The following is a 22,137-nucleotide window of genomic DNA, read 5'->3' as shown; positions in this document are numbered from 1 at the left end:
CCGGTGCCGGCTTCAAGACGAGGCGCCCGCCCGGCCCAGGCTCCGCAGGCGGTCCAGGTAGGCGCACAGCATGTCGGCCAGCGCGCCGGCGGAGGCTTCCATGGCGGCCTGCGTCCGCGCCGCCTCCGAGATGCGCTCGCCGACCTCGCCGAGGGTCATCGCGATGATCGCGCCCGCGACCTGCAGATCCGCCTCGGGAACCGCCGGAAGCGCCTCGCGCAGGAAGTCGCGAAACGCCTGCGTGCCGGCCAGCTGCGGCTCCGCGGCCTCGGGCGCATCGCGATAGGCCGGGGCGGCTGCGTCGAGGGCCCGTCGCATCGCCGCCTCCACGCATTCCGAGCGCACGAAGGCGTGGACCGCGGCGCGCAGCCGATCGCCCGGCATCATCGTGCGATCCTGCAGGATGCCGGCGAGGAGGGCCGTCGTGTCCCGCCATTCGTCGCTCTGCAGCTGGAACAGGATCGCCGCCTTGTTGGGGAAGTACTGGTAGAGCGAGCCGATGCTGACGCCGGCGCGCTCGGCGACCCGCGCCGTCGTGAACCGCTCCGCGCCGACCTCCGCCAGAACCTGAGTGGCCGCCTCAAGGATGGCCGCGACGAGGTCGCTGGACCGCGCCTGCCGGGGCTGCTTTCGCTTGGAAATTCCGAGGCTTGGCCGATCGGGCATGACGTGTGGCTCGGAATGCGAATAGGCGCGGGCAGGGGGGGGCCGGTATTCTGCGTCGTGTTCAGTCGAGCACGCAAGACGGAAAGCAAATCGCCATGTCACGCTCAGCTTCTACTCTCGCCGAGCCGCGTATCGCGTCCTTGTTGGACAGTCTCTTCACGCAATCAGAGGCCTCCTCACCCGTGAGCGCCATCGGCGATCTCTCGGCGGACGAGCGGACGCGCCTCATGGGCAGCCGAACCGGCTACCGAGACTTTTACAGCCGGCTCAAGGACATGCCCCTCGCGGTCTCACGGGAGACCGGCCGGCTGCTCTACATGCTCGCCCGGACCCGCCGTGCGCGGACGATCGTCGAGTTCGGCACCTCCTTCGGCCTCTCGACCCTGCACCTCGCCGCGGCCCTGCGCGACAATGGCGGCGGCCGGCTGATCACCTGCGAGTTCGAGCCGTCCAAGGTGCTGCGGGCACGGGCGAACCTGATGGAGGCCGGGCTGGCGGATCTCGTGGAGTTCCGCGAGGGCGATGCCCTGCAGACCCTCGGCCTCGACCTGCCCGACTCGGTCGACCTGCTGCTCCTCGACGGGGCGAAGGGGCTCTATCCGGAGGTTCTCAGCCTCGTGGAGAGCCGCCTCGGACCGGGCGCCCTGGTGGTCGCCGACAACGCGGACCACAGTCCGGACTACCTGGCGCGCGTGCGCGCGCCGAGCCGCGGCTACCTATCGGTGCCGTTCGCCGAGGACGTCGAGCTGTCGATGCGGCTCAGGTGAGGCAGGGCCCGGTATCCGGGCCGGACCGGCGGCCGCCTCAGCGCGACCGCCGTCGGGACACTCAGCGGGCCGCTCAGGCCCATTCGCGCTGGGCGAGCTTCTGCTCGTAGGCATCGATCGACGCGGCGCGCGCCAGCGTCAGGCCGATCTCGTCGAGGCCGTTCAGCAGGTTGTGCTTGCGGCCCTCGTCGATGTCGAAATGCAGGGTGCCGCCGTCAGGCCCCCGGATGGTCTGCGCCGCCAGATCGATCGACAGGGTGGCGTTCGCGCCGCGCTCGGCATCCTCGAACAGCTTCTCCAGGTCCTCCGGGGACACGACGATCGCCAGGATGCCGTTCTTGGCGCAGTTGTTGAAGAAGATGTCCGCGAAGCTCGTGGAGATCACGCAGCGGATGCCGAAATCGGCCAGCGCCCAGGGCGCGTGCTCCCGGGACGAGCCGCAGCCGAAATTGTCCCCGCACACCAGGATCTTGCTGTTCCGGTAGGCGGGCTGGTTGAGGATGAAGTCCGGGTTCTCGGATCCGTCCTCGCGGTAGCGCATCTCGGCGAACAGGCTCTTGCCGAGCCCGGTCCGCCGGATCGTCTTCAGGTACTTGGCCGGGATGATCCGGTCGGTATCGACGTTGATCGTCCGCAGGGGCGCCGCGACGCCCTCCAGGGTCGTGAACTTTTCCATCGTCTGACGGCTCGTGTCGGTGGTCTCTCTGTCGCGCGGTTTAGCAGCCGCAGGCCCGGGCCGGAAGCATCACGCGAGGTCGGGTGCCGTCGCCCGGGACAGGGTGCCGTCGTGGAGGGCGGAGGCGACCAACGCCCCGGCGATCCCGGCCGCCCGCAGCGCCCGCAGGTCGTCCGGGCCGCGCACGCCGCCCGCCGCGTAGAGGCGGCGATCCGGCGCCCGCACCCGCAGGGCTCCCAGGGCCGCGAGGTCCGGGCCGGCCCCGGCCCCGACCTGCGCCAGCGTCATGGCGATCACCTCCGGCGGCCAGAGCGACGGATCGTCGTGGAGGGCCGCCGGGCCGAGCCGCTCCGCCCCGCGGGTGTCGAGGGAGAACACCGCCCGGTCGCCGAGCCGCGTCACGAGGCCGGCATCCGCCTGGCTCTCGCTGCCGATCACCGGGCGCCCGAGGCCGGCGGCCAGGAACGCCGCGACGCCCGCAGGCTCGGCGAAGCCGGCATCGATCCACAGGGCGATTCCCGGGCAGGCACGGGCGATCGCCTCCAGGGCGCGGAGGTCGGGCGCGGCGCGATCGATGATCGCGTCGAGGTCGGCGACGTAGAGGATCCCGGCGGGCCACGCATCGACCAGCCCGCGGGCCACCGCGTCCGGCGCCGAGCCCTTTGCCAAGGGCGTCTCGATCGGGGCATAGGAGGAGCGCTCGCCCCGGCGCGCCCGCACCACGCGGCCGCCCCGGAGATCGAGCACCGGGATCACCGCGAAGCCGGGGCGCCCGATCCTGTGGTCCATCGAGGCGCTCATCGCGGTCCCATGCGCTCATCAAACCCAATGACGATCGGGTGGGACCTCGGCGGGGTCCACGTCAAGGTCGCCCTGGTGGAGGACGGCCGCGTCGTGGCCGCCGCCCAGGTGCCGTGCCCGCTCTGGCAGGGCCTGCCGGCCCTCGACCGGGCGCTGGAGGCCGCCCCCGACTGGGCCCGCGGCGCGGCCCTGCACGCCGTGACCATGACGGGCGAACTGACCGATTGCTTCGCCGACCGGCGCGACGGCGTCGCGGCCCTGTCCGGATGGGCCGAATCGCACCTTGCCGGAACCGTGCGGATCTATGCCGGCCGCTCCGGCTTCGTCGTTCCGGAGGCGGCCGCCTCCCTGTCGGCGGACGTGGCTTCGGCCAACTGGCACGCCACCGCGGCCCTCGCCGGCCGGGTCGTCCCGGACGCGCTCCTGATCGATATCGGCTCGACCACCGCCGACCTGATTCCCATCGTGGGCGGGCGGCCGGCCGCGACCGGCTACAGCGATGCCGAGCGGCTGGAGACCGGCGAGCTCGTCTATACCGGCGCGGTACGCACGCCGGTGATCGCGCTGTCCAGCCACGCCCCCTTCGCGGGCCGCCGGACCCGGCTGATGACCGAGACCTTCGCCCACATGGCGGACGTCTACCGCATCCTCGGCCTGCTCCCCGAAGGCGCCGACCAGCAGCCGAGCGGCGACCGCAAGGGCAAGACGGTCGCCGAGAGCGAGACCCGGCTCGCCCGGATCGTCGGGCGCGACCGGGCGGAGGCGCCCGCCTCGGCCTGGACGGCGCTCGCCGCCCACTTCGCCGAGGCGCAGCTGCGCCTGCTCCACGACGCGGCGGCGGACCTCCTCAGCCGGCCCGATCTCGGCGCGGACGCGCCCCTCGTCCTGTGCGGCGCCGGCGCCTTCGTGGGCGCCCGCCTCGCGGAGCGGCTCGGCCGGCCGGCGACGCCGCTGGTGGCGCTGCTTGCGGACCGGATCGCCGGCGCGCGCGACGGGATCTCGACCTGTGGACCGGCGGTGGCGGTCGGCCTCATCGCCGCGGAGGAGGCAGTCGCATGAGTGCAATCAAGATCCTGGCCCGGATCCTGACGGCCCGGGTGGGGCCGCATATCGAATTGGCCGTGGAGACGGAATCCGGGGAGGTTCTGAAGGTGCTCGCCACCGAGGACCAGATCGACCGGCTGGTCGACGAGCTGGACGACATCCTCAACTCGCCGGCCGACCCGGAGGATGACGGGCCGCCCCAGGCGGCCTGACGCCGCGGGCCGTTCGGATCGCCATGAGCCTGATCGCCGCCAAGATCATCGTCACGCCGACGCTGATGTGGGCCGTCTCGGCGGCGGCGCGGCGGTGGGGCAGCCTCGTCGGCGGCCTGCTCTCGGGGCTGCCGCTCACCTCGGCGCCGATCTCGATCTACCTCGCCGCCGAGCAGGGCGAGCGTTTCGCCGCCGACGCCGCGATCGGCTCGGTGGAGGGGCTGGGCGCGGTCACGGCCAGCTATCTCGCCTACGCCGTCTCCGCGCCACGGATGGGGATCCTCGCCGCCATCCTCCTCGCTCTGGCGGCCTTCATCCTCGGCGGCGCCCTGCTGCACGGACTCCTCCAGCCCGACCTGTGGCTCGCCACGGCGATCGACCTACCGGCGATGGCGCTGGTGGTCGCCCTGTGCCGGCCGCGCACGGGGACCGAGGCGCCGGTCCGCCGGTCGCGCCCGCCGCGCTGGGACATGCCGGCCCGGCTCGCCGCCGCCACGGCCCTTGTCCTGCTGGTCTCGACGCTGGCGCCGCATCTCGGCTCCGGCCTGAGCGGCGTCCTGGCGCCGATCCCGATCATCTCCTGGCCGCTGATCGTCTTCGCCCGGGTTCAGGACGGTGTCGGCGCCGCCCTCGACGTGGTGCGCGGCAGCGCCCAGGGCGCGTTCGGCGTGCTCGCCTTCTATGTCTGCGTCCACCTGCTGCTCGGGCGAATCGACCCGGTCGCGGCCTACGCCGTGTCCATCGCGGTCTCGGCGCTCTGCGTGCTGCCGTGGCTCGTCGCGCGGCGCCGCCCGCGGGCCGCGTGACCGAGCCGCGCCGACGCGACAGCGGAGGAGATTCATGCTGCCGGATACGGGGATCCCGACCCTCACCCCGGGCTACGCGGCGGTGCCGCCGGGCCATCTCGCCACCATCGTCACCAGCCTGGAGATGCTCCGCCCGCCGCCCCCGCGTCCCGGACGGCCGTTCCCGCCGGGGCTCGCCCTCGAGCCCCTGGCGCGTACCGACCCGGAGACCTACCGGACCCTGTTCCGGGAGGTCGGCGCCGACTGGCTCTGGTTCTCGCGGCTCACACTGGCGGACGGGGCGCTGGCGGCGATCCTGGCCGACGGGGACGTCGAGATCTTCGCGCTCCGGCGGGACGGGCGGAACGTCGGCATGCTGGAACTCGATTTCCGCAGGCCCGGCACCTGCGAGCTGGTCTTTCTCGGACTGACCGGGGACGCGGTCGGAACCGGGATCGGCCGCACGCTGATGAACGCGGCGATCGGCCGGGCCTGGGCGCGTCCGATCACGCGGTTCTGGGTGCATACCTGCACCCTGGACCATCCCGGCGCGCTCGCCTTCTACCGGCGCTCCGGCTTCGTCCCCTTCGCGGTCCATGTCGAGGTCGCGCCCGATCCGCGGCTCGACGGGACCCTGCCGCGCGCCTGCGCCCCGCACGTGCCGCGGCTCGGCTGACGCGACACGGAGATGCGGAAACCAAAAGACCCGCGGCTTCGCGGCCGTGGGTCTCGTGTCGTCAATCGTTCGGGCCGGTCAGGCGGCGGTGCGCTTGCGGGCTTCCTGCTTCGTGTCGACGCCGGCCGCTTTGATCTCGGACAGCTTCTGCGCGACGTTGCGCGAGAACACGAACTCGGCCGGGCGCTGGTTCTCCAGGCTGACCTCGGGGGCCATCGCACCGTCGGTCTTGATGCCGCGGATCGCGTGCACCAGCGGCTTCCAGGGCTTGCGGACCGAATCGACCACCGAAGAGGCCTCGTAGCCCGAGTGGACCATGCAGTCGGCGCACTTCTCGTAATTGCCGGTGCCGTAGGAATCCCAGTCGGTGGTCTCCATCAGCTCCTTGAAGGTCGCCGCGTAGCCCTCGCCGAGCAGGTAGCAGGGCTTCTGCCAGCCGAACACGGTGCGGGTCGGGTTGCCCCACGGGGTGCAGTGGTAGGTCTGGTTGCCGGCCAGGAAGTCGAGGAACAGGCCCGACTGCTGGAAGGTCCACTTCTCGCGGCCCTTCTCCTTGCCGTGCCGGAACACGCCGCGGAACAGGTCCTTCGTCGCCTTGCGGTTCAGGAAGTGCTTCTGGTCGGGGGCGCGCTCGTAGGCGTAGCCGGGGGAGACGGTGATGCCGTCGATGCCCATCCGGGTCACGCTGTCGAAGAAGTCGGCGATCTTCTCCGGCTGGGAATTGTTGAAGAAGGTGCAGTTGATGGTGACGCGGAAGCCCATCTCCTTGGCCTTCGCGATCGCCGCCACGGCCTTGTCGTAGACGCCGCGCTGGCACACCGACTGGTCGTGCATCTCCTTGTCGCCGTCCAGATGGATCGACCACGTGAAGTACGGGCTCGGCTTGTACTCCTTGATCTTCTTCTCGAGGAGCAGCGCGTTCGTGCAGACGATCGCGAACTTCTTCTGGGCGATGATGCCCTCGACGATCTGCGGCAGATCCTTGTGCAGGAGCGGCTCGCCGCCGGCGATCACCACCACCGGAGCGCCACACTCGCGCACCGATTCGAGGGCGTCGGCGACCGGCAGGCGCTTGTTCAGGATCTCGTCCGGATAGTCGATCTTGCCGCAGCCGGCGCAGGCCAGGTTACAGCGGAACAGCGGTTCCATCATCATCACAAGCGGGTAGCGCTTGCGGCCCGTGAGGTGCTGCTTCAGGATGTAGCCGCCGATCTTCGCGACGTACCGGAGGGGGATACCCAAGATTGCGGCTCCTTACTTCGTCGACCCCGGGGCATTGGGGTGCTTAACGCGAAAAAATCTCGAATTCCAGCGATCTAGCTTGGAACTAATCTGAAACGACCCCGTTTCGGCGAGGTCATGACATCTTATCCTGCTCCTGACGCAACGGCGCCACACGCACCGCTCCCGCGGGATCCGTGGGCGGAGACGTCCGATCGTTGAGGACAGCACGTGCATTGCGTCGGCAATACGACCGGAATCCCAAGATTCTGGTGGCCGCGCCAGGATCGCCGTGCGCTAGCGCACACGGACAGGCGCGGGACGCGCGCCACAGCGGCCGCGTTGCAATCTGGCATCGCCCTCTTTACTGAGCCTCGTGGCCGCGATGCAAGTCCCGGCCCGCGGCGGGTGACCCGACCGCGGACCGCATCATCGGGCGGAGTCGGGTCCTGGACGCGCACGGCGTGGCCAGAACGGGCAGTGCGGCGTTCCTCGAACCCGATGCGCACCCGACCGGATCGCGGCGCGATCGGCCGGCGGAGACCGGGGCCCGTCCGTGTCGGTGGGCGGGGTCTGGACCGGACGAATGACAGGAGCCGGTCGCGCATGGGGCGCGTCCGATGCGAACAGGCAGGGTGCTCGTGATCGAAAGTCTCGTCGCGTTCTCGGTGCGGTATCGGTGGATCGTGATCGCCTTCACGGCGTTCGTCACGGTCGCGAGCCTCGGGGTCGCGGCACACCTGTTCCGAATCAACACGGATGTCGAGCGGCTGATCGACCCGAAGGAGCCGTGGCGGCAGGACGAGATCAATTTCGAGAAGGCGTTCCCGCAGCGCAGCAACACGATCGTCGCGGTGATCAACGGCGAGACGCCCGAGGAGACCGAGGAGGCGGCCGCCAACCTCGCCAAGGCGCTGACCGCCCACAAGAACCTGATCGAGACGGTCTACCGGCCCGATGGCGGCCCGTTCTTCAACAAGAACGGCCTGCTGCTGATGTCGCAGGCGGACCTCGACAAGACCCTCGAAGCGCTGACCCAGCAGCAGGGCCTGCTCGGGCCGCTCGCCGCCGATCCGTCCCTGCGGGGCGTGATGCGGGTGCTGACGCTGGGCGCCCGCGGCGTGAAGACCGGCGACGCCAAGCTCGAAGATCTCGAGAAGCCCATGGGGCAGATCGACGACACGCTGCAGAAGGTGCTGGCCGGCAAGCCGGCGCGGATGTCGTGGCAGGAGCTGCTGTCGGGGGGCCAGACCAGCGTCACCGACAAGATGAAGTTCGTGGTGATCCAGCCGGTCCTCGACTTCAACGCCCTGGAGCCCGGCTACCAGGCGACCAAGCTGATCCGCAACGTCGCGAAGGATCTCGGGATCGACGGGCAGAACGGCCTGCGCATGCGTCTGACCGGCACGGTGGCGGTGGCGGACGAGGAGTTCGCGACGCTGTCGGAGGATGCGGGCCTCAACAACAGCATCATCGTCGGCGCGATCGTGCTGTTCCTGTGGCTGGCCCTGCGCTCGGGCAAGCTCGTCGGCGCGGTGATCATCACCACCTTCGCGGGTCTCGTGGTCACGGCCGCCCTGGGCCTCGTCATGGTCAAGGAGCTGAACCCGATCTCGGTGGCCTTCGCGGCCCTGTTCGTCGGGCTCGGCATCGATTTCGGCATCCAGTTCTCGGTGCGCTACCGGGCGGACCGCTACGAGCAGCCGACCCTGGAGAGCGCGATCCGCGCCGCCGCGCGCGGGGTCGGCTGGTCGCTGACGCTCGCCGCGGTGTCGCTGGTCGCGGGCTTCTTCGCCTTCCTGCCCACGGCCTTCCGGGGCGTGTCTGAGCTCGGCCTGATCGCCGGCGTTGGCATGGTCGTGGCCTTCCTGTTCTCCCTGACGCTGCTGCCCGCGCTGATCGCGGTGTTCAAGCCCGTGGGCGAGAAGGCGGCGGTGCAGACCAACTGGCTCGTCGGCGTCGATCCGTGGATCATCCAGCACCGCAAGCCGATCCTGATCGGCGTAGGCCTCGTGACCCTGGCCGGGGCGCCGCTGCTCTGGCACCTGCCGTTCGACTCGAACCCGATGCACCTGCGCAGCCCCAAGACGCAGTCCATCGCGACCTATCTGGACCTGATCAAGAATCCCGAGACCAGCCCGAACTTCATCGACGTGCTGGCGCCGAGCGTCGACGCAGTCCCGGCGCTGTCGAAGACGCTTCTGGCCCTTCCGGTCACCGCCTCGGTCAACAGCATCGACACGTTCGTCCCGCGCGACCAGGACAAGAAGCTGGCCCAGGTCGCCGATACGGCCCAGCTCCTCGACCCGGTGCTCAATCCCGGCCGCAGGCCGCCGCCGCCGACCGACGCCGACAACGTCAAGGCGCTCAAGGACGCCGCCGCGGCGCTCAACGGCCTCTCGACCGACGCCAAGGGCGACGCGAAGGGCGCCCAGGAGGCCAAGCGCCTCGCCGGCACCCTCGACAAGCTCGCCGCCGGCCCGGTGCAGATGCGCGAGGCGGCTTCGGTGGCGCTGACCAAGGACCTCGTGCCGCTGCTGGCGCGCCTGCGCGACCTGCTGCATCCCGAGAAGATCACGCTGGAGAATCTGCCGCCGCAGCTCAAGGCCGACTGGGTGGCGGCGGACGGGCGTGCGCGCATCGAGGTCCACCCCAAGGGTGATTCGAACGACGACACGGTGCTGCGCCGCTTCTCGGACGAGGTCCTGAAGGTCGCCCCGCACGCCACCGGTGCGCCCGTGGCCACGACGCAGTCGAGCTACACGATTCTGGGCGCCTTCGTGCAGGCGGCGGTGACGGCCTTCGTGCTGATCTTCGTCATCCTGTCGGTCGCCCTGCGGAAACCCTGGGACGTGGCGATGACCCTCGGCCCGCTGGTGATCGCGACCCTCTGGACGCTCATGGCGATGCGCATCGTCGGCATGCCGCTGAACTTCGCCAACATCATCGCCCTGCCGCTGATGCTCGCGGTCGGCGTGGCGTTCCACATCTACTACGTGATCGCGTGGCGGGCGGGCGTGACCGACATGCTCGCCTCCAGCCTGACCCGGGCGATCTTCTTCTCCGCGCTGACCACCGGCAGCGCCTTCGGATCGCTGGTCTTGTCGAGCCATCCGGGCACGGCGAGCATGGGCAAGCTGCTGGCGCTGTCGCTGTTCTTCACCCTGGTGGCGGCGTTCTTCGTCGTGCCGGCAACCCTCGGTGAGCCGCCGGCGCAGCCCGACGATGACCGTCCGGAAGCCGAGAAGGCGGCCGGCGCGGCCCTGCGCAAGACCGCCCCGCACCAGGATCCGGTGCCGGCCAAATAGGACGGGCCGAGTCGCGCCGGCCGGTCGCGGCCGGCGCTACGGAAGGCCTCAGAGGGCCTTCTCGAAGAAATGGTCCGGGTAGGGGTCGTCATTGAACCGGTCGATCTCCACCCAGCCCGATCGCCGGTAGAGCGTCAGGGCCTCGGGGAGGGCACTGTTGGTGTCGAGCCGCAGCGTCCGAATCCCGAGGTCGCGGGCGGCCACCTCGGCCGCCTGCATCAGCCGCTTGGCAAGGCCCAGCCCGCGGGCCGCGGGATCGATCCAGAGCCGCTTGATCTCCGCGACCGCGCCGCCGTTCCCCTTGAGCCCGACGCATCCGACCGGCAGGCCGTCGCCGCTCGCGAGCAGGAACACGCCGCGTGGGCGCACCATGGCGGCGGCCTCTGGGTCGCGCGACCGGGCGACGTCGAACCCGCCGGCGAATCGGCTGGCCAGCTCGGCGTAGTAGGCGTCGAGGCAGGCGCGGGACGCCGCGCCGGTCGGATCAGTCTCCGTGATGGCGATGGCGTCGTGGCCGAGAACCAGGGCGACCCGGTCCATGGCGTGCAGGAGCGCGTCCACCTGCGGCGCGCGCTCCAGCAGGGCGACGGCGCGGGCATCCGACAGCGCCTCGTAGGCCGCGAACTCGCTCCGCCCGGCCTCGGTCAGCGACGCGATCCGGCGACGGGCATCCGCGGGATGCGGCGCCGTCGCGACCAGTCCCTCCTCCTCCAGGCCCCGCAGGAGACGGCTCATCAGGCCGGAATCGAGGCCGAGATAGGTGCGGATCGCGCCGACCTCCGTGCGCCCGGCCCCGATCGCGTTCAGGACGCGTGCGGCCCCCAGGGGACGGCCCCGGCCGAGGAACGAGGAGTCGAGCGCACCGACCTCGGCGGTGACGGCACGGGCGAACCGGCGGACACGGGCGATCTCGGCGGACGTCATTTTATCTGACTAAAGTCAGATATCGGCGCTGGTCAAGTGAGGAAGTCGGAGAAGCCGCCGCGGATCGCGCCCGAGGCTTCGGCTGCCGCGCGGGAGGCGGGGGCGGTCAGCGCATCGCGCTCGTCGGCATAGCGGTAGCCCGGCGCCTCGCCCGGGAAGCCGCCGCCGGTGGCCGGATGGGTGTAGAGTTCGGTCAGGCCGTCGGGGAGCTGGGCCAGCAGCGCCGCGACGCGCACCGGTGTCATGGCGCCGGACCAGGCCAGGCCGAGGGTGCGGTCGGGGATCAGCAGCCCGGCCTGACGGGCGCGCACGGCGAGCAGCGCCGCCCAGGGGGCGATGTCGAGGGCGGCCCGCGGCCGCGCTCCGGGCTCGGCGCGGCGCAGGATCTCCCGCGGCTCCCGGGGCACCCGCAGGGCGCGCATGCCGAAGTCGCGGCCGATGCGTAGCACCGCGCCCGCGATCAGCGGATGGACGTGGAAATGCTTGTGGGCGTTGACATGGTCCAGCGGCAGGCCGGTCGCCCGGTAGGCCTCGAATTGGGCGCGGATCTCGGCCACGAGCTGCCGCCGGGCGGCGGGCTTGCGGGCGAAGTCGAGGCCGAGGCGCCCCATGTCGGCGCGCATCAGGCCGGCCGCGTCGGTCAGGTCGGGCAGGTCCACGGCGGGGAGGGTGGGCCACGCCTCGACGAGGACGAGGTGCAGCCCGACCCGCAGGGACGGCATCCGCCGGGCCCGCGCCACCGCGTCGGCGGCGGCCGGCGCCGAGACCATCAGGCTCGCCGCCGTGAGGATCCCGTCGCGATGGGCCTGCTCGACGGCCTCGTTGACCTCGGGGCTCAGCCCGAAATCGTCCGCGGTGACGACCAGACGCTTCACGCAAACCTCGTAACGGGTGTCGAGAGGGCGTGCCCTCTCGCGGGTCCAGGGCGGAGCCCTGGGTAGGGGACGGGGCTCTGCCCCGCTCCCCGCCGGGGCCGTAGGCCCCGGACCCCTGACTTAAGCCGCCTTGGCGGTGCCCTGACGCTCCTTGAGGAAGCGGTAGAACTCGACGCCCTCGCGCAGGCGGCGCTTCATCATGTCGGGCGAGCGCACCATCTCGCTCACGATCGAGGCGATCTTCGGCGCCCGGAAGTAGAACTTCTTGTAGAACTCCTCGACCGAGGTGAAGATCTCGGTGTGCGAGAGGTGCGGGTAGTGCAGCGGCGCGACCTGCACGCCGTTCTCGTCGACGAGTTCGGCGTTCTCGATGTCGAGCCAGCCGTTCTCCACCGCCTGCTTGTACAGGAACGTGCCCGGGTAGGGCGCGGCCAGGGAGACCTGGATCGTGTGCGGGTTGATCCGCTTGGCGAAGGCGATCGTCTCCTGGATCGTCTCCTTGGTCTCGCCCGGCAGGCCGAGGATGAAGGTGCCGTGGATGGCGATGCCCAGGTCGTGGCAATCCTTGGTGAACTTCTCGGCGACCTCGACCCGCATGCCCTTCTTGATGTTGTGCAGGATGGTCTGGTTGCCGGACTCGTAGCCGACCAGCAGCAGGCGCAGGCCGTTCTCCTTGAGCACCTTCAGGGTCTCGCGCGGCACGTTCGCCTTGGCGTTGCACGACCACGTGACGCCGAGCTTGCCGAGCTCGCGGGCGATCTCCTCGGCGCGCGGGAGGTTGTCGGTGAAGGTGTCGTCGTCGAAGAAGAACTCCTTGGTCTGCGGGAACTCCTTCAGGCAGTACTTGATCTCTTCGATCACGTGGGCGACCGAGCGGGTGCGGTAGGTGTGGCCGCCGACCGTCTGCGGCCAGAGGCAGAAGGTGCAGCGGCTCTTGCAGCCCCGGCCGGAGTAGAACGAGATGTAGGGGTGCTTCAGGTAGCCGATGAAGTACTTCTCCATCTCCAGGTCGCGCTTGTAGACGCTGGTGACGAAGGGCAGCTGGTCCATGTCGGTCATGATCTCGCGGTCCTCGTTATGGACCACGACACCGTTGGCGTCGCGATAGGACAGGCCCTTGATCTCCGACATCGGGACGCCCTCGGCGACTTCCTTGACGGTGAAGTCGAACTCGTTGCGGGCGCAGAAATCGACCACCGGGGCCTGGGCCATAGCGCCGGCGGCGTCGACCGCGACCTTGGCGCCGATCAGGCCGGCGATCAGCTTCGGGTTGGCGGCCTTCAGCGCCTCGATCGTCTTCACGTCGGACTTGAACGACGGCACCGAGGTGTGGAGCACGACGAGGTCGAAATCGTTGGCCTGGGCCACGATCTCGGGAAGCTTGATGTTGTGCGGCGGCGCGTCGATCAGCTTCGAGTTCGGCACCAGGGCGGCCGGCTGGGCCAGCCAGGTCGGGTACCAGAACGACTTGATCTCGCGCTTGGCTTGATAGCGGGAGCCGGCACCGCCGTCGAAACCGTCGAAGGTGGGGGCCTGGAGGAAGAGCGTGCGCATGGGGTTCAAGGCCTCAGGGCAATGCCGGGGGGAGGGGGAAGGAAGCGAAAGCCGGGATCAGCGGGTGGGCGCGCCGGCATCGCGGCCGAGTTCGGCGTCCGGGATCAGGGTGCCATCCGCAACCACGTGATAATCGTGACCTTTCCATGTCACCGCCCCCGACACGAAGGCCCAGGAGAAGTTCAGGAAGGAGAGGATGTCGCGCATCGGCAACAGTCCGTAGGGGTGCGGAGCCAAGCCGAAGGCACGCTCCAGTTGCCGACAGAGCAGGACCCGACTCGCCAGCGCCGCAGCGGCGACCCAGAGCGCGCCGGTGCCGGCGCCGGGCAGGAGGGCGCCCAGCAGGGCGAGGGGGAAGGCGTGGGTGACGATCGAGCCGGCATAGCCGGCCGGATCGACGGTGCGGATGGTGCGGTTCCAGCGCAGCTCGTGCCGCCACAGGCCGGCGAGGTCGGTGTCGACGCTGGTATGGCCGATAGTGAAGCTGGGGATCGCCACACGGCCCCCGAGGCCGCGCAGGGCGGCGCCGATGGCGTAATCGTCCGCGAGATCGTTGCGGAAGGTGCGGAAGCCCCCCACCGCCTCAAGGCTCGCCCGGGTGAAGGCCACGGTGGAGCCGAAGCAGGGCTTCGCCAATCCGAGGCTCAGGCCCATCACCACGTTGGGCAGGAACTGCGTGTCGATCGCGAGCGTCGAGAGCTGGTCGTAGAGGCCGCGATAAGCGGGCACGCCGTGATACAGGCAGGTGACGCCGGTGACGCCGTCCTGCGACAGCTCCGCCACGAGGCGCTCCAGATAGTCGGGGCCGACCACCATGTCGCTGTCGGCCAACACCACCACGTCGTGGGCGATGGCCTCGGCCATGTTGATCAGGTTCGAGACCTTCCGGTTCGAGCCGTGCTGGCGACTGTCGATCACGAGGTCGATGCGGGCATCGGGATAGGCCTGCTGCAGCCGCTCCACCACGCCGATCGCCGGATCGGTGGTCCTCTGGACGCCGAACAGGATCTGGACCGGTCCGGCATAGTCCTGGCGCAGCACGGTCTCGAGATTCGCGTAGAGGTTCGGCTCGAGACCGCAGAGCGGCTTGAGGACGGTCACGGAAGGCCGGGCCGCACCGCCGGCAAGCACCGGGGGGCGGCGCGCCGCGTAGCGGCCGGCGCAGACGGCGGCGGCCAAGCCGTAGACGCAGCCCGCCGCCGCCAGGATCAGGCAGAGCAGCGAAAGCCACGAGAGGCCGAGCAGCGCCAGCGAAGAGACATCCATCCGGTCGGATCCGTGCGGTCGTCCGGCCGCCTCAGGCGGCGAAGGCCGCGAACGGCCGGTTCAGGTCGGCACTGGCGGAGACGACGCTCACGGCGTCGGCTTCGCGGCGAGCATGCCGTCGGCCCGCGCCCGGAGGAACTTCACGACGCCGTCGGCCCCCCCGGATTTCAGCGGCGCCGACAGGGCGTTGCGCTGCGCGGCGATCTCGCTGACATCGCCGTTGAGCAGCACGTCCTGGATGCGGTTGTCGGCGTTGACCACGAAGTCCACGGCGGAATCGTCGCCATCCGCTGCGGTGACGCGGGTCGGCACCACGCGCTGGGCGCCGCGCTCCTCGATCTTCGGGGTCACCTCGAACTTGCCGCCGGCGGCGCGGGCCAGCCGGTTGGCGTAGGTGACGGTCAGGCTGCGCTTGAAGGCGTCGATCACCGCCGCCTGCTGCTCCGGGGTGAAGCTCGACCATTTCGAGCCCACGGCGATGCGGGTCATGGCGGGAAAATCGAACGCCTTCTCGATCGCCGGCCCGACGGCCTCGACCCGCGCCGGCAGGGGGCTCGGGCCATCCTTCAGCGCCGCCGCGAAGGCGGCGTAGAGGTCGCGCACGGTCTGAACGGCGGCCTCGTCGGCAGCCCAGGCGGGACCCGCGGCGAGCAGGGGCAGGGCCAAGGGAACGGTGATCGAGGGAACGGTGCTCAAGGGAGCGGCGACGAGGGCGGCCGCGAGCCGGCGGGTCAGGCGCACTTCTTCAACTCCTCGCCGTCACCGAGCCGCGATCCCATGCGCGGCGGGGCGTAGCTGTAGAACGGCCCCAGCGTCGCGGGCGGCGCGATCCTCTTGGCCTTGCGTCCGGCCTCCGGCACCGGCTCGCGCTCCTCCTCCTCGGGCGCCTCGGACCGGAGCTTGGACTCGATCCGGTGCCAGAGCAGGAGGCTCGGGAGCCCGACGCCGAGATCGGCGAAGCGCTTGACCAGGGAGAGGGCGAGCGCCGCCTCGGCCGGGATATCGAACAGGCCGCACAGGGCGATCAGGCCGCCCTCCTGCGCGCCGAGGGCACCGGGCACCGCGAAGGCCGCGCCGCGCACCGCCTGGGCGAGGCTCTCGATCATCAGCGCCTGCGCGAAATCGATGGGATAGCCCATGAAGCGCAGGCAGACGTAGACCTCCAGCGTTCCGATCACCCAGCCGGCGAGGTGCACCGCCAGAGCCAGCGCGAAACGCCCGTGGTTGCCGTAGAGCCGGCGCAGGCTGTCGTACAGCTGGTCGATCGCGCCGAAGGCGCGCCATTCGCGCCCCGAGGCGAAGCGGCTGAGCAGCCCCTGGATCAGGCGGTGCCCGGCCCGCCGCTGGATCAGGTAGAAGGCGCCGAGGGCCGGGACCGCCAGGGCCAGGCCGCCCTCGACCGTGTGGGCGATCGGGCCGTCGCCGGAGATCAGGACCAGCAGGGCGAGGCCGACCACGGTGAACAGGAGCTGTGTCAGCGCCTGGGTCATCAGATCGACGAACATGCTGGCGCCCGCGAGCGCGCCAGGGACGTTGCGCTTCGACAGGAGGCGCGCGCCGACGAAGTCGCCGCCGACGGTGGCAACGGGCAGCAGCGTGTTGATGCCCTCACGGACGAAGCGGAGGGACACGCAGTCGGCGAGCTTGGCCGCGGCCCGCGGAAAGACCACGTACCAGCCGAGCCCCGCCCAGGCGACGGCCACGATGCGGGCGAGCACCACCAGGGCGGCGCCCCAGCCGGCGCTCACGACGGCGGCCGACACATCCTCCAGTCCGGAGGACATGAACAGGCCGACGACCGTGCACAGACCGGCGATCGAGGCCAGGGTCGTGAGGCGCTTCATTGTCGTCTTTCAAGCTCGCAAAAGGCTTGATGCGGGAAATCGGTCACGGTCGCGGCAGAAATAGGTCCGTCGGCCCGGGAACGTTTCTGTCACGTTGCAGCACGGATTAGCGGTGTCTATCACCCGTTTGACACACCGGGTGCCAAAGCGGCGCGGGGCTTGAGCGCCTACGCAGAAGGCCGCGGCACGTCGCAGAAGGGGCACACGTCATGGAGCGCGAATCACCGATCACGGCCCTCGAGGCCGTGACCGACGAAACGCATGCCGGCGGCCTTACGGGCAGAATGGAACCGGGTGTCCCGGCCCCCCAGTCCCCGGTCATGGCCTGGAACGAGTGGGATCCGCTGGAGGAGGTGATCGTCGGCTCCCTCGACGGCGCCACGATCCCGACCCATCACCTCACGGTGATCTTCAACCTGCCGCGCGCCGCGCAGCCGTTCTACCGGCTGGCGAGCGGGTGGAAGTATCCGAAGTTCATGAAGAAGCTCGCCCAGGCCGAGCTCGACAACTTCATCACCATCCTGGCCGGCGAGGGCGTGAAGGTCCGCCGCCCGGACGCGGTGGACTTCTCCAAGAAGTTCAAGGCCCCGCGCTGGTCCTCCCGGGGCTTCTGCGTGGCCTGCCCGCGCGACCCGTATCTCGTCATCGGCGACGAGATCATCGAGAGCCCGATGTGCTGGCGCTCGCGCTACTTCGAGGGCGACGCCTACCGGTCGCTGTTCAAGGAATACTTCCGCGCCGGCGCCCGCTGGACCTCGGCCCCGCGGCCGCAGCTCACGGACGACCTCTACAACTACGATTACCGGGTGCCGAACCTGAAGGCCGGCGAGCCCATGCAGTTCACGGTGAACGAGTTCGAGCCGGTCTTCGACGCCGCCGACTTCGTCCGCTGCGGCCGCGACCTGTTCGTCACCCGCTCCAACGTGACGAACCTGATGGGCATCGAGTGGCTGCGCCGCCACCTCGGCCCGGGCTTCCGCATCCACGAGATCGAGAGCCGCTGCCCGCAGCCGATGCACATCGACTCGTCGTTCATGCCGCTGGCCCCCGGCAAGGTGCTGGTGAACCCGGACTACGTCGACGTCGAGAAGCTGCCGGCCGTGCTCAAGAAGTGGGACGTGCTGATCGCCCCGCGCCCCGACCCGGTCGAGGGCTTCATGAGCAAGATCTCGATGTGCTCGCCCTGGACCTCGATCAACGTCCTGGCGATCACCGAGAAGAAGATCGTCGTCGACCAGAGCCAGCCGACGCTGATCAAGGCTCTGAAGGATTGGGGCTTCGACCCGATCCCGGCGCCGTTCCTCAGCTACGGCCCGTTCGGCGGCTCGTTCCACTGCGCGACCCTCGACGTCCGCCGCCGCGGCGTGCTGAAGTCGTACTTCTAGGACCGGTCCACGCCGACGACCGTCATCGCCGGTCGTCGGCGATCGCCGGAGATCCGAACCACGCCCCGCATCCTGAGGCGGCGGGCGATCAACGATCGCTCGGCACCCCAGGATGAGATCGAGGACGGGATTGGCCGGTCGAGCACGCCGTCAGATGCATCCGCGCCGGCACGCAGACGACCGGACTTTCACGGCGCGGACATCCCCTTGATCAGCGCCGCGTTGAATCCCTCGGGGTCGGACATCTGCGGCGCGTGGCCCAGGGCCGGGAACTCCACGAGCCTGGCCCCCGGGATCGCCTGGGCGGCCGCCTTGCCGAGCTCCGGGTAGTTCCCGAGCCGGCCCCGCACCTCCGGCGGGGCGAGGTCCTTGCCGATCGCCGTGTTGTCCTTCTGGCCGATCATCAGCAGGGTCGGAACCGCGATCTGCGGGAACCGGTAGACCACCGGCTCGGTGACGATCATGTCGTAGAGGAGCGCCGAGTCCCAGGCGACCGCCTCCTTGCCGGTGCCGCCGTTGAGACCCGCCAGCATCGTCACCCACGGCTCGTAGCGGGGCTCCCACTGGCCGGCATAGTAGGTCGCCGTCTCGTAGGCCCGGATCGAATCCGCCGTCACCTTCAGCTCGCGCTCGTACCAGTGCTCCACCGAGGTCGGCGGCACGCCCTTGGCGGCCCAGTCCTCCAGGCCGATCGGGTTGACCAGCACGAGCTGCTCCACCGCCTTGGGGTAGAGCAGGGCGTAATGGGCGGCCAGCATGCCGCCCGTGGAATGGCCGACCAGGACCGGGCGCTCGATCCCGAGCTTGGCCAGGAGGGCGTGGGTGTTCTCGGCGAGCTGCCGGAAGGTGAACTGGTAGGCCGCCGGCTTGCTCGACTTGCAGAAGCCGATCTGGTCCGGCGCGATCACCCGGTACCCGGCGGCGCTGAGCGCGCGGATCTGGCTCTCCCAGGTGGCCGCGCAGAAGTTCTTGCCGTGCAGCAGCACGGCGGTGCGGCCGTTCGGCGTCGCCGGTCGGACGTCGAGATAGGCCATCTGCAGCGGCTGGCGCTGCGAGGTGAACAGGAACCGCTCCACCGGAAACGGGTAGGCGAAGCCCTCGAGTTCAGACCCATAGGTCGGCTGCGGTTGCGGCTCCGCGGAGACGACGCCGGGCAGCGCCAGGGCCAGGAGGGCGGAGGCGAGGACGGTTCGAAGCATGGCCGCGACGGAGCCTGATCTGCGAGCGGCGTGCGGCGCCGCGCCGCCCGCTCAGATCGGACATCCGGGATGCCCTGTCCATGCGCAGTCGGCATTTGTCGCGCCGCGGCTACGCGGCTCGGGCAACCCGCGCTATCTGCTGCATGCCGATCTGTCCTGCCGCGGATTTCCCCATGCTGCGCCTCTCCGCTCTCATTGTCCTCGTCGGCGTGTTCAGTCTCGGATCCGCACCAGCCCGCGCCGCCGACGCCTGCGACACGCTCGCCGCGACGGTGATCCGCGCGACCGGAGCCTCCCTGGCCGGTCGGACGGGCCCCGTCGCGGTATTCCGGGCGCAGGATGCCGAGCGGATGAGCCTCGATTGCCGCGCCCCCGCCAGGCTCACCGTGGCGTCCCTCGATCGCGAGCCGCCCCCGGGCTACTTCATCCTGATCGGCCGCGCGGCGCGGGCGCTGGCCGGGGCTGACGCCGCCTCGGCCGAGGTTCTGGCGCTCAACCTCCACCAGGCCAGCCTTCTGGCGCAGGCCCCGCGCCGGGGCGGCATCGGCCCGATCCTGATGCTGTGCGAGACCGGGCCCCGGACCGATGGCCTGAGGGACGACCTCACCGTCTGCCGGATGGCCCACAGGCCCGGGCTTTCGCGGATCCGCCGCGCGGGCTAGACCGGCCCGCATGTCGCAGATCGAGACACCCGGCCCCGTCGTCCAAGTCGGCGGCGTCCGCTTCGCCAACCACCTGCCGCTGACGCTGATCGCCGGCCCATGCCAGCTCGAAGGGCGCCAGCACGCCCTGGAGATCGCCGCCGCCCTCAAGGAGATGGCCGCGGGCCTCGGCGTCGGTCTCGTGTTCAAGACCTCCTTCGACAAGGCCAACCGCACCTCCGGCAGCGCCGCCCGGGGCATCGGCCTCGACGGGGCGCTCCCGGTCTTCGCCGAGATCCGCGAAACCCTCGGGCTGCCGGTGCTGACCGACGTGCACGCCGCCGAGCAATGCGCCCCCGCCGCCGAGGCGGTGGACGTGCTCCAGATCCCCGCCTTCCTGTGCCGCCAGACCGATCTGCTGCTGGCCGCGGCCGCGACCGGCCGGGCGGTCAACATCAAGAAGGGTCAGTTCCTGGCGCCCTGGGACATGAAGCACGTCGCCGCCAAGGTGACGGAGGCCGGCAATCCCAACGTCATCGTCACCGAGCGCGGCGCCTCCTTCGGCTACAACACCCTGGTCTCGGACATGCGCAGCCTGCCGATCATGGCGCAGGTCACGCAGGGCGCGCCGGTGGTGTTCGACGCCACCCACTCGGTGCAGCAGCCCGGCGGCCAGGGGGCGAGTTCCGGCGGCCAGCGGGAATTCGTCGCCGTCCTCGCCCGCGCCGCCGTGGCGGTGGGCGTGGCGGGCGTGTTCATCGAGACGCATCCCGACCCGGACCGGGCCCCCTCGGACGGCCCCAACATGGTGGCGCTGAAGGACCTGCCGGCGCTGCTCGAGGAACTCCTCGCCTTCGACCGCCTCGCCAAGCGCGGGACCGCCTGAGCGGCTCAGGCGGCCTCCGGCTCCAGCACGTGGATCCGCAGGGGCTGGACGAGGCCGAACCGCCCGTCCGCCTCGCGCGCGGCCGCCTTGTGGAAAGCCTCCGCGATCACGGGGCGCCGGTCCCGGATGGTCGCGGCGCGGGCCGGGTCCACGGCGCTGACGCGGGCGAGGAAGGCGTCGAGGGACTCGAAGTGCTCCCGCCGCTCGACGGTCACGTCGCGGCGGCACGCGTAGGCGCGGCGGGCCAGGGCGTCGGCGATGGCCGCCTGGGCCGCGGCCCGGACCGCCGTCTCGTCCTCGATCGGCCGCAGGGCGTCGAAGAAGCTGCCCTCCGCCAGGGGCTCCACCACGACGAGCCGGCCGCCCGGGACCAGCACGCGCGCCGCCTCGGCGAGGGCGGCCGCCGGGTCCGGCACGTGGTGCAGGGCGTTCAGCATCACGACGCCGTCGAAGCCGGCATCGGGGAAGGGCAGGGCCTCGCCGGTCGCGGATTCGAAGCGCGCCTCCGGCACGGTCTCCCGCGCCCGGGCGAGCGCCGCCCCACCGGGGTCGATGCCGGTGACCGCCGCGCCGGCGTCAACCAGCCGGCGCGCGAGCGCCCCGGGCCCGCAGCCGATGTCGAGGATCCGCTTGCCGGGCAGGGGCGCGAAGCTGTCGCGGATCAGGGTCCAGGCATCCATCGTCGGTCCTCCGAACGGAGCCGTAGCACGACCGCCCCGGAGAAGGGCGGATTTCCGCCGCCAGGCCCGGCCGATCGCCAATGCGCCGCCCTCGGGCCCCAGCGGCCACCGTCGCCGGCCGCGCCAGGCTCTTCGCAAGAGTTCGGGCGTGCTCCACAGGCGAACGCTCAAGCTTGACCGCAATCACGGCGGCGCGAGCGCCGATGAACAACGGTTCAGGATCCCGACTGTGTGCGCATACGCACCAAAACTCCGGGCGAGATCTGGAACGGTATCGGGGCGACAACGTTATCGGGCATGTTCGATCGAGGATCGAGAAGGAACACTATGCGCAAGATCGGTATCATCGCCACCGCCGCCGCCATGGCCATTGGCAGCGTTGCCGCCACGACGGGCGCCGAGGCGCGTCCGTGGGGCTACCATGGCGGTTACGGCGGCTACGGCCACGGCTACTACCGCGGCCGCCGCGGCATCGGCACCGGTGCCGCCATCGGCCTAGGCATCGCCGGCCTCGCCGCCGGTGCGATCGCCGCGGGCGCGGCCCGCGACAGCTACTACGGCGGTGGCTACGGCTACGCCCCGTCCTACGGCTACGGCTACGCCCCGGTCTACGGCGGCGGCTACGGCTACGCGGCTCCGGGCTACGGCTACTACGGCTACGGCTACTGAGATCTGAGATCCGGATGGATCGGGGGCGACCGGCGCGAGCCGGTCGCCCTTTTCGTTT

The 22,137-nt window shown here is 70.7% G+C and carries 22 protein-coding genes; 10 read left to right on the top strand and 12 right to left on the bottom strand.

The window, feature by feature from the left end:
- Positions 1-12: 12 nt before the first annotated feature.
- Positions 13-666 carry a TetR/AcrR family transcriptional regulator gene (locus PQI07_RS33815; RefSeq protein ID WP_274929046.1) on the bottom strand — a complete coding sequence of 218 codons (654 nt, stop codon included), beginning with the start codon at positions 664-666 and terminating at the stop codon, positions 13-15.
- Positions 667-761: 95 nt separating this feature from the next.
- Between PQI07_RS33815 and PQI07_RS33810 the strand changes: the two genes are divergently transcribed.
- Entirely contained in the window at positions 762-1,433 is a 672-nt protein-coding gene (locus tag PQI07_RS33810; RefSeq protein WP_274929045.1) for an O-methyltransferase, read from the top strand.
- A gap of 73 nt (positions 1,434-1,506) precedes the next feature.
- Here PQI07_RS33810 and leuD read toward each other — a convergent pair whose 3' ends face one another.
- Positions 1,507-2,109 (bottom strand): 3-isopropylmalate dehydratase small subunit, encoded by a 603-nt coding sequence (leuD, locus tag PQI07_RS33805; protein ID WP_043350546.1) that lies wholly within the window; start codon positions 2,107-2,109, stop codon positions 1,507-1,509.
- Positions 2,110-2,178: 69 nt separating this feature from the next.
- Complete coding sequence (locus PQI07_RS33800; RefSeq protein WP_274929044.1) at positions 2,179-2,910, bottom strand: HisA/HisF-related TIM barrel protein; 732 nt, start codon at positions 2,908-2,910, stop codon at positions 2,179-2,181.
- A gap of 9 nt (positions 2,911-2,919) precedes the next feature.
- On the opposite strand from PQI07_RS33800, the gene PQI07_RS33795 reads away from it, so the two are divergent.
- From PQI07_RS33795 to PQI07_RS33780, 4 genes are read left to right on the top strand one after another with little or no spacing between them, the layout of a single operon-like run.
- Complete coding sequence (locus tag PQI07_RS33795) at positions 2,920-3,969, top strand: hydantoinase/oxoprolinase family protein (RefSeq protein WP_274929043.1); 1,050 nt, start codon at positions 2,920-2,922, stop codon at positions 3,967-3,969.
- The gene (locus PQI07_RS33790) at positions 3,966-4,166 is read left to right on the top strand and encodes a hypothetical protein (protein WP_043350558.1); all 201 of its coding nucleotides are present in this window, start codon (positions 3,966-3,968) and stop codon (positions 4,164-4,166) included. Before PQI07_RS33795 ends, PQI07_RS33790 begins: the two co-directional genes overlap by 4 nt.
- 23 nt (positions 4,167-4,189) lie before the next feature.
- Positions 4,190-4,972, top strand: a complete 783-nt coding sequence (locus tag PQI07_RS33785) for a hypothetical protein (RefSeq protein WP_274929042.1) — start codon at positions 4,190-4,192, stop codon at positions 4,970-4,972.
- A gap of 34 nt (positions 4,973-5,006) precedes the next feature.
- A complete protein-coding gene (locus PQI07_RS33780) occupies positions 5,007-5,627 on the top strand; it encodes a GNAT family N-acetyltransferase (RefSeq protein ID WP_053610576.1) in 621 nt (206 codons plus the stop codon).
- A 78-nt stretch (positions 5,628-5,705) separates the two neighbouring features.
- On the opposite strand, the gene hpnH is transcribed toward PQI07_RS33780, so the two are convergent.
- Complete coding sequence (hpnH, locus tag PQI07_RS33775; protein WP_043386340.1) at positions 5,706-6,869, bottom strand: adenosyl-hopene transferase HpnH; 1,164 nt, start codon at positions 6,867-6,869, stop codon at positions 5,706-5,708.
- Between the two features lie 620 nt (positions 6,870-7,489).
- Here hpnH and PQI07_RS33770 point away from each other — a divergent pair.
- Positions 7,490-10,156, top strand: a complete 2,667-nt coding sequence (locus tag PQI07_RS33770; protein ID WP_043386381.1) for an MMPL family transporter — start codon at positions 7,490-7,492, stop codon at positions 10,154-10,156.
- A 48-nt stretch (positions 10,157-10,204) separates the two neighbouring features.
- Here PQI07_RS33770 and PQI07_RS33765 read toward each other — a convergent pair whose 3' ends face one another.
- The 6 genes from PQI07_RS33765 to PQI07_RS33740 form a co-directional block, all read right to left on the bottom strand.
- The gene (locus tag PQI07_RS33765; protein WP_274929041.1) at positions 10,205-11,080 is read right to left on the bottom strand and encodes a bifunctional helix-turn-helix transcriptional regulator/GNAT family N-acetyltransferase; all 876 of its coding nucleotides are present in this window, start codon (positions 11,078-11,080) and stop codon (positions 10,205-10,207) included.
- A 32-nt stretch (positions 11,081-11,112) separates the two neighbouring features.
- A complete protein-coding gene (gene hpnK, locus PQI07_RS33760) occupies positions 11,113-11,955 on the bottom strand; it encodes a hopanoid biosynthesis-associated protein HpnK (RefSeq protein WP_274929040.1) in 843 nt (280 codons plus the stop codon).
- A 120-nt stretch (positions 11,956-12,075) separates the two neighbouring features.
- The gene (gene hpnJ / locus PQI07_RS33755; RefSeq protein WP_043386333.1) at positions 12,076-13,509 is read right to left on the bottom strand and encodes a hopanoid biosynthesis associated radical SAM protein HpnJ; all 1,434 of its coding nucleotides are present in this window, start codon (positions 13,507-13,509) and stop codon (positions 12,076-12,078) included.
- A gap of 57 nt (positions 13,510-13,566) precedes the next feature.
- On the bottom strand, positions 13,567-14,775 hold the full coding sequence (hpnI, locus tag PQI07_RS33750) for a bacteriohopanetetrol glucosamine biosynthesis glycosyltransferase HpnI (protein ID WP_274929039.1): 1,209 nt from the start codon (positions 14,773-14,775) through the stop codon (positions 13,567-13,569).
- 87 nt (positions 14,776-14,862) lie between these two features.
- A complete protein-coding gene (locus tag PQI07_RS33745) occupies positions 14,863-15,516 on the bottom strand; it encodes an MlaC/ttg2D family ABC transporter substrate-binding protein (RefSeq protein ID WP_043350575.1) in 654 nt (217 codons plus the stop codon).
- The gene (locus PQI07_RS33740; protein WP_043350577.1) at positions 15,507-16,619 is read right to left on the bottom strand and encodes a flippase-like domain-containing protein; all 1,113 of its coding nucleotides are present in this window, start codon (positions 16,617-16,619) and stop codon (positions 15,507-15,509) included. Before PQI07_RS33740 ends, PQI07_RS33745 begins: the two co-directional genes overlap by 10 nt.
- Before the next feature lie 209 nt (positions 16,620-16,828).
- Between PQI07_RS33740 and PQI07_RS33735 the strand changes: the two genes are divergently transcribed.
- Entirely contained in the window at positions 16,829-18,004 is a 1,176-nt protein-coding gene (locus PQI07_RS33735) for an amidinotransferase (RefSeq protein ID WP_043350578.1), read from the top strand.
- 188 nt (positions 18,005-18,192) lie between these two features.
- Here the strand turns inward: PQI07_RS33735 and PQI07_RS33730 are convergent, their stop codons facing one another.
- On the bottom strand, positions 18,193-19,203 hold the full coding sequence (locus PQI07_RS33730; protein ID WP_274929038.1) for an alpha/beta fold hydrolase: 1,011 nt from the start codon (positions 19,201-19,203) through the stop codon (positions 18,193-18,195).
- A 173-nt stretch (positions 19,204-19,376) separates the two neighbouring features.
- Here PQI07_RS33730 and PQI07_RS33725 point away from each other — a divergent pair, with 173 nt between their 5' ends.
- Positions 19,377-19,865, top strand: coding sequence for a hypothetical protein (locus PQI07_RS33725; protein WP_274929037.1), 489 nt, complete (start codon positions 19,377-19,379; stop codon positions 19,863-19,865).
- A 10-nt stretch (positions 19,866-19,875) separates the two neighbouring features.
- A complete protein-coding gene (gene kdsA / locus PQI07_RS33720; protein ID WP_274929036.1) occupies positions 19,876-20,730 on the top strand; it encodes a 3-deoxy-8-phosphooctulonate synthase in 855 nt (284 codons plus the stop codon).
- A 5-nt stretch (positions 20,731-20,735) separates the two neighbouring features.
- Here kdsA and PQI07_RS33715 read toward each other — a convergent pair whose 3' ends face one another.
- Positions 20,736-21,410, bottom strand: coding sequence for a class I SAM-dependent methyltransferase (locus PQI07_RS33715; RefSeq protein WP_274929035.1), 675 nt, complete (start codon positions 21,408-21,410; stop codon positions 20,736-20,738).
- A gap of 327 nt (positions 21,411-21,737) precedes the next feature.
- On the opposite strand from PQI07_RS33715, the gene PQI07_RS33710 reads away from it, so the two are divergent.
- Entirely contained in the window at positions 21,738-22,079 is a 342-nt protein-coding gene (locus tag PQI07_RS33710) for a hypothetical protein (protein WP_043386320.1), read from the top strand.
- The last annotated feature ends 58 nt before the right edge of the window (positions 22,080-22,137 follow it).

Source organism: Methylobacterium sp. 092160098-2, assembly GCF_028920805.1.
Taxonomy (GTDB): Bacteria; Pseudomonadota; Alphaproteobacteria; order Rhizobiales; family Beijerinckiaceae; genus Methylobacterium; species Methylobacterium fujisawaense.
The sequence above is the reverse complement of the archived record's forward strand: the minus strand, read 5'-3'. Positions and strand labels throughout refer to the sequence as shown.

What these genes read in the sequence shown, in the direction of transcription:
- hpnI (WP_274929039.1), bottom strand. Translation starts at nt 14,775, where the DNA reads ATGGATGTCTCTTCGCTGGCGCTGCTCGGCCTCTCGTGGCTTTCGCTG.
- PQI07_RS33710 (WP_043386320.1), top strand. Translation starts at nt 21,738, where the DNA reads ATGCGCAAGATCGGTATCATCGCCACCGCCGCCGCCATGGCCATTGGC.
- PQI07_RS33815 (WP_274929046.1), bottom strand. Translation starts at nt 666, where the DNA reads ATGCCCGATCGGCCAAGCCTCGGAATTTCCAAGCGAAAGCAGCCCCGG.
- PQI07_RS33725 (WP_274929037.1), top strand. Translation starts at nt 19,377, where the DNA reads ATGCTGCGCCTCTCCGCTCTCATTGTCCTCGTCGGCGTGTTCAGTCTC.
- PQI07_RS33800 (WP_274929044.1), bottom strand. Translation starts at nt 2,910, where the DNA reads ATGAGCGCCTCGATGGACCACAGGATCGGGCGCCCCGGCTTCGCGGTG.
- PQI07_RS33730 (WP_274929038.1), bottom strand. Translation starts at nt 19,203, where the DNA reads ATGCTTCGAACCGTCCTCGCCTCCGCCCTCCTGGCCCTGGCGCTGCCC.
- leuD (WP_043350546.1), bottom strand. Translation starts at nt 2,109, where the DNA reads ATGGAAAAGTTCACGACCCTGGAGGGCGTCGCGGCGCCCCTGCGGACG.
- hpnJ (WP_043386333.1), bottom strand. Translation starts at nt 13,509, where the DNA reads ATGCGCACGCTCTTCCTCCAGGCCCCCACCTTCGACGGTTTCGACGGC.
- PQI07_RS33790 (WP_043350558.1), top strand. Translation starts at nt 3,966, where the DNA reads ATGAGTGCAATCAAGATCCTGGCCCGGATCCTGACGGCCCGGGTGGGG.
- PQI07_RS33740 (WP_043350577.1), bottom strand. Translation starts at nt 16,619, where the DNA reads ATGAAGCGCCTCACGACCCTGGCCTCGATCGCCGGTCTGTGCACGGTC.
- PQI07_RS33765 (WP_274929041.1), bottom strand. Translation starts at nt 11,080, where the DNA reads ATGACGTCCGCCGAGATCGCCCGTGTCCGCCGGTTCGCCCGTGCCGTC.
- kdsA (WP_274929036.1), top strand. Translation starts at nt 19,876, where the DNA reads ATGTCGCAGATCGAGACACCCGGCCCCGTCGTCCAAGTCGGCGGCGTC.
- PQI07_RS33785 (WP_274929042.1), top strand. Translation starts at nt 4,190, where the DNA reads ATGAGCCTGATCGCCGCCAAGATCATCGTCACGCCGACGCTGATGTGG.
- PQI07_RS33780 (WP_053610576.1), top strand. Translation starts at nt 5,007, where the DNA reads ATGCTGCCGGATACGGGGATCCCGACCCTCACCCCGGGCTACGCGGCG.
- PQI07_RS33735 (WP_043350578.1), top strand. Translation starts at nt 16,829, where the DNA reads ATGGAGCGCGAATCACCGATCACGGCCCTCGAGGCCGTGACCGACGAA.
- PQI07_RS33810 (WP_274929045.1), top strand. Translation starts at nt 762, where the DNA reads ATGTCACGCTCAGCTTCTACTCTCGCCGAGCCGCGTATCGCGTCCTTG.
- PQI07_RS33795 (WP_274929043.1), top strand. Translation starts at nt 2,920, where the DNA reads ATGCGCTCATCAAACCCAATGACGATCGGGTGGGACCTCGGCGGGGTC.
- PQI07_RS33715 (WP_274929035.1), bottom strand. Translation starts at nt 21,410, where the DNA reads ATGGATGCCTGGACCCTGATCCGCGACAGCTTCGCGCCCCTGCCCGGC.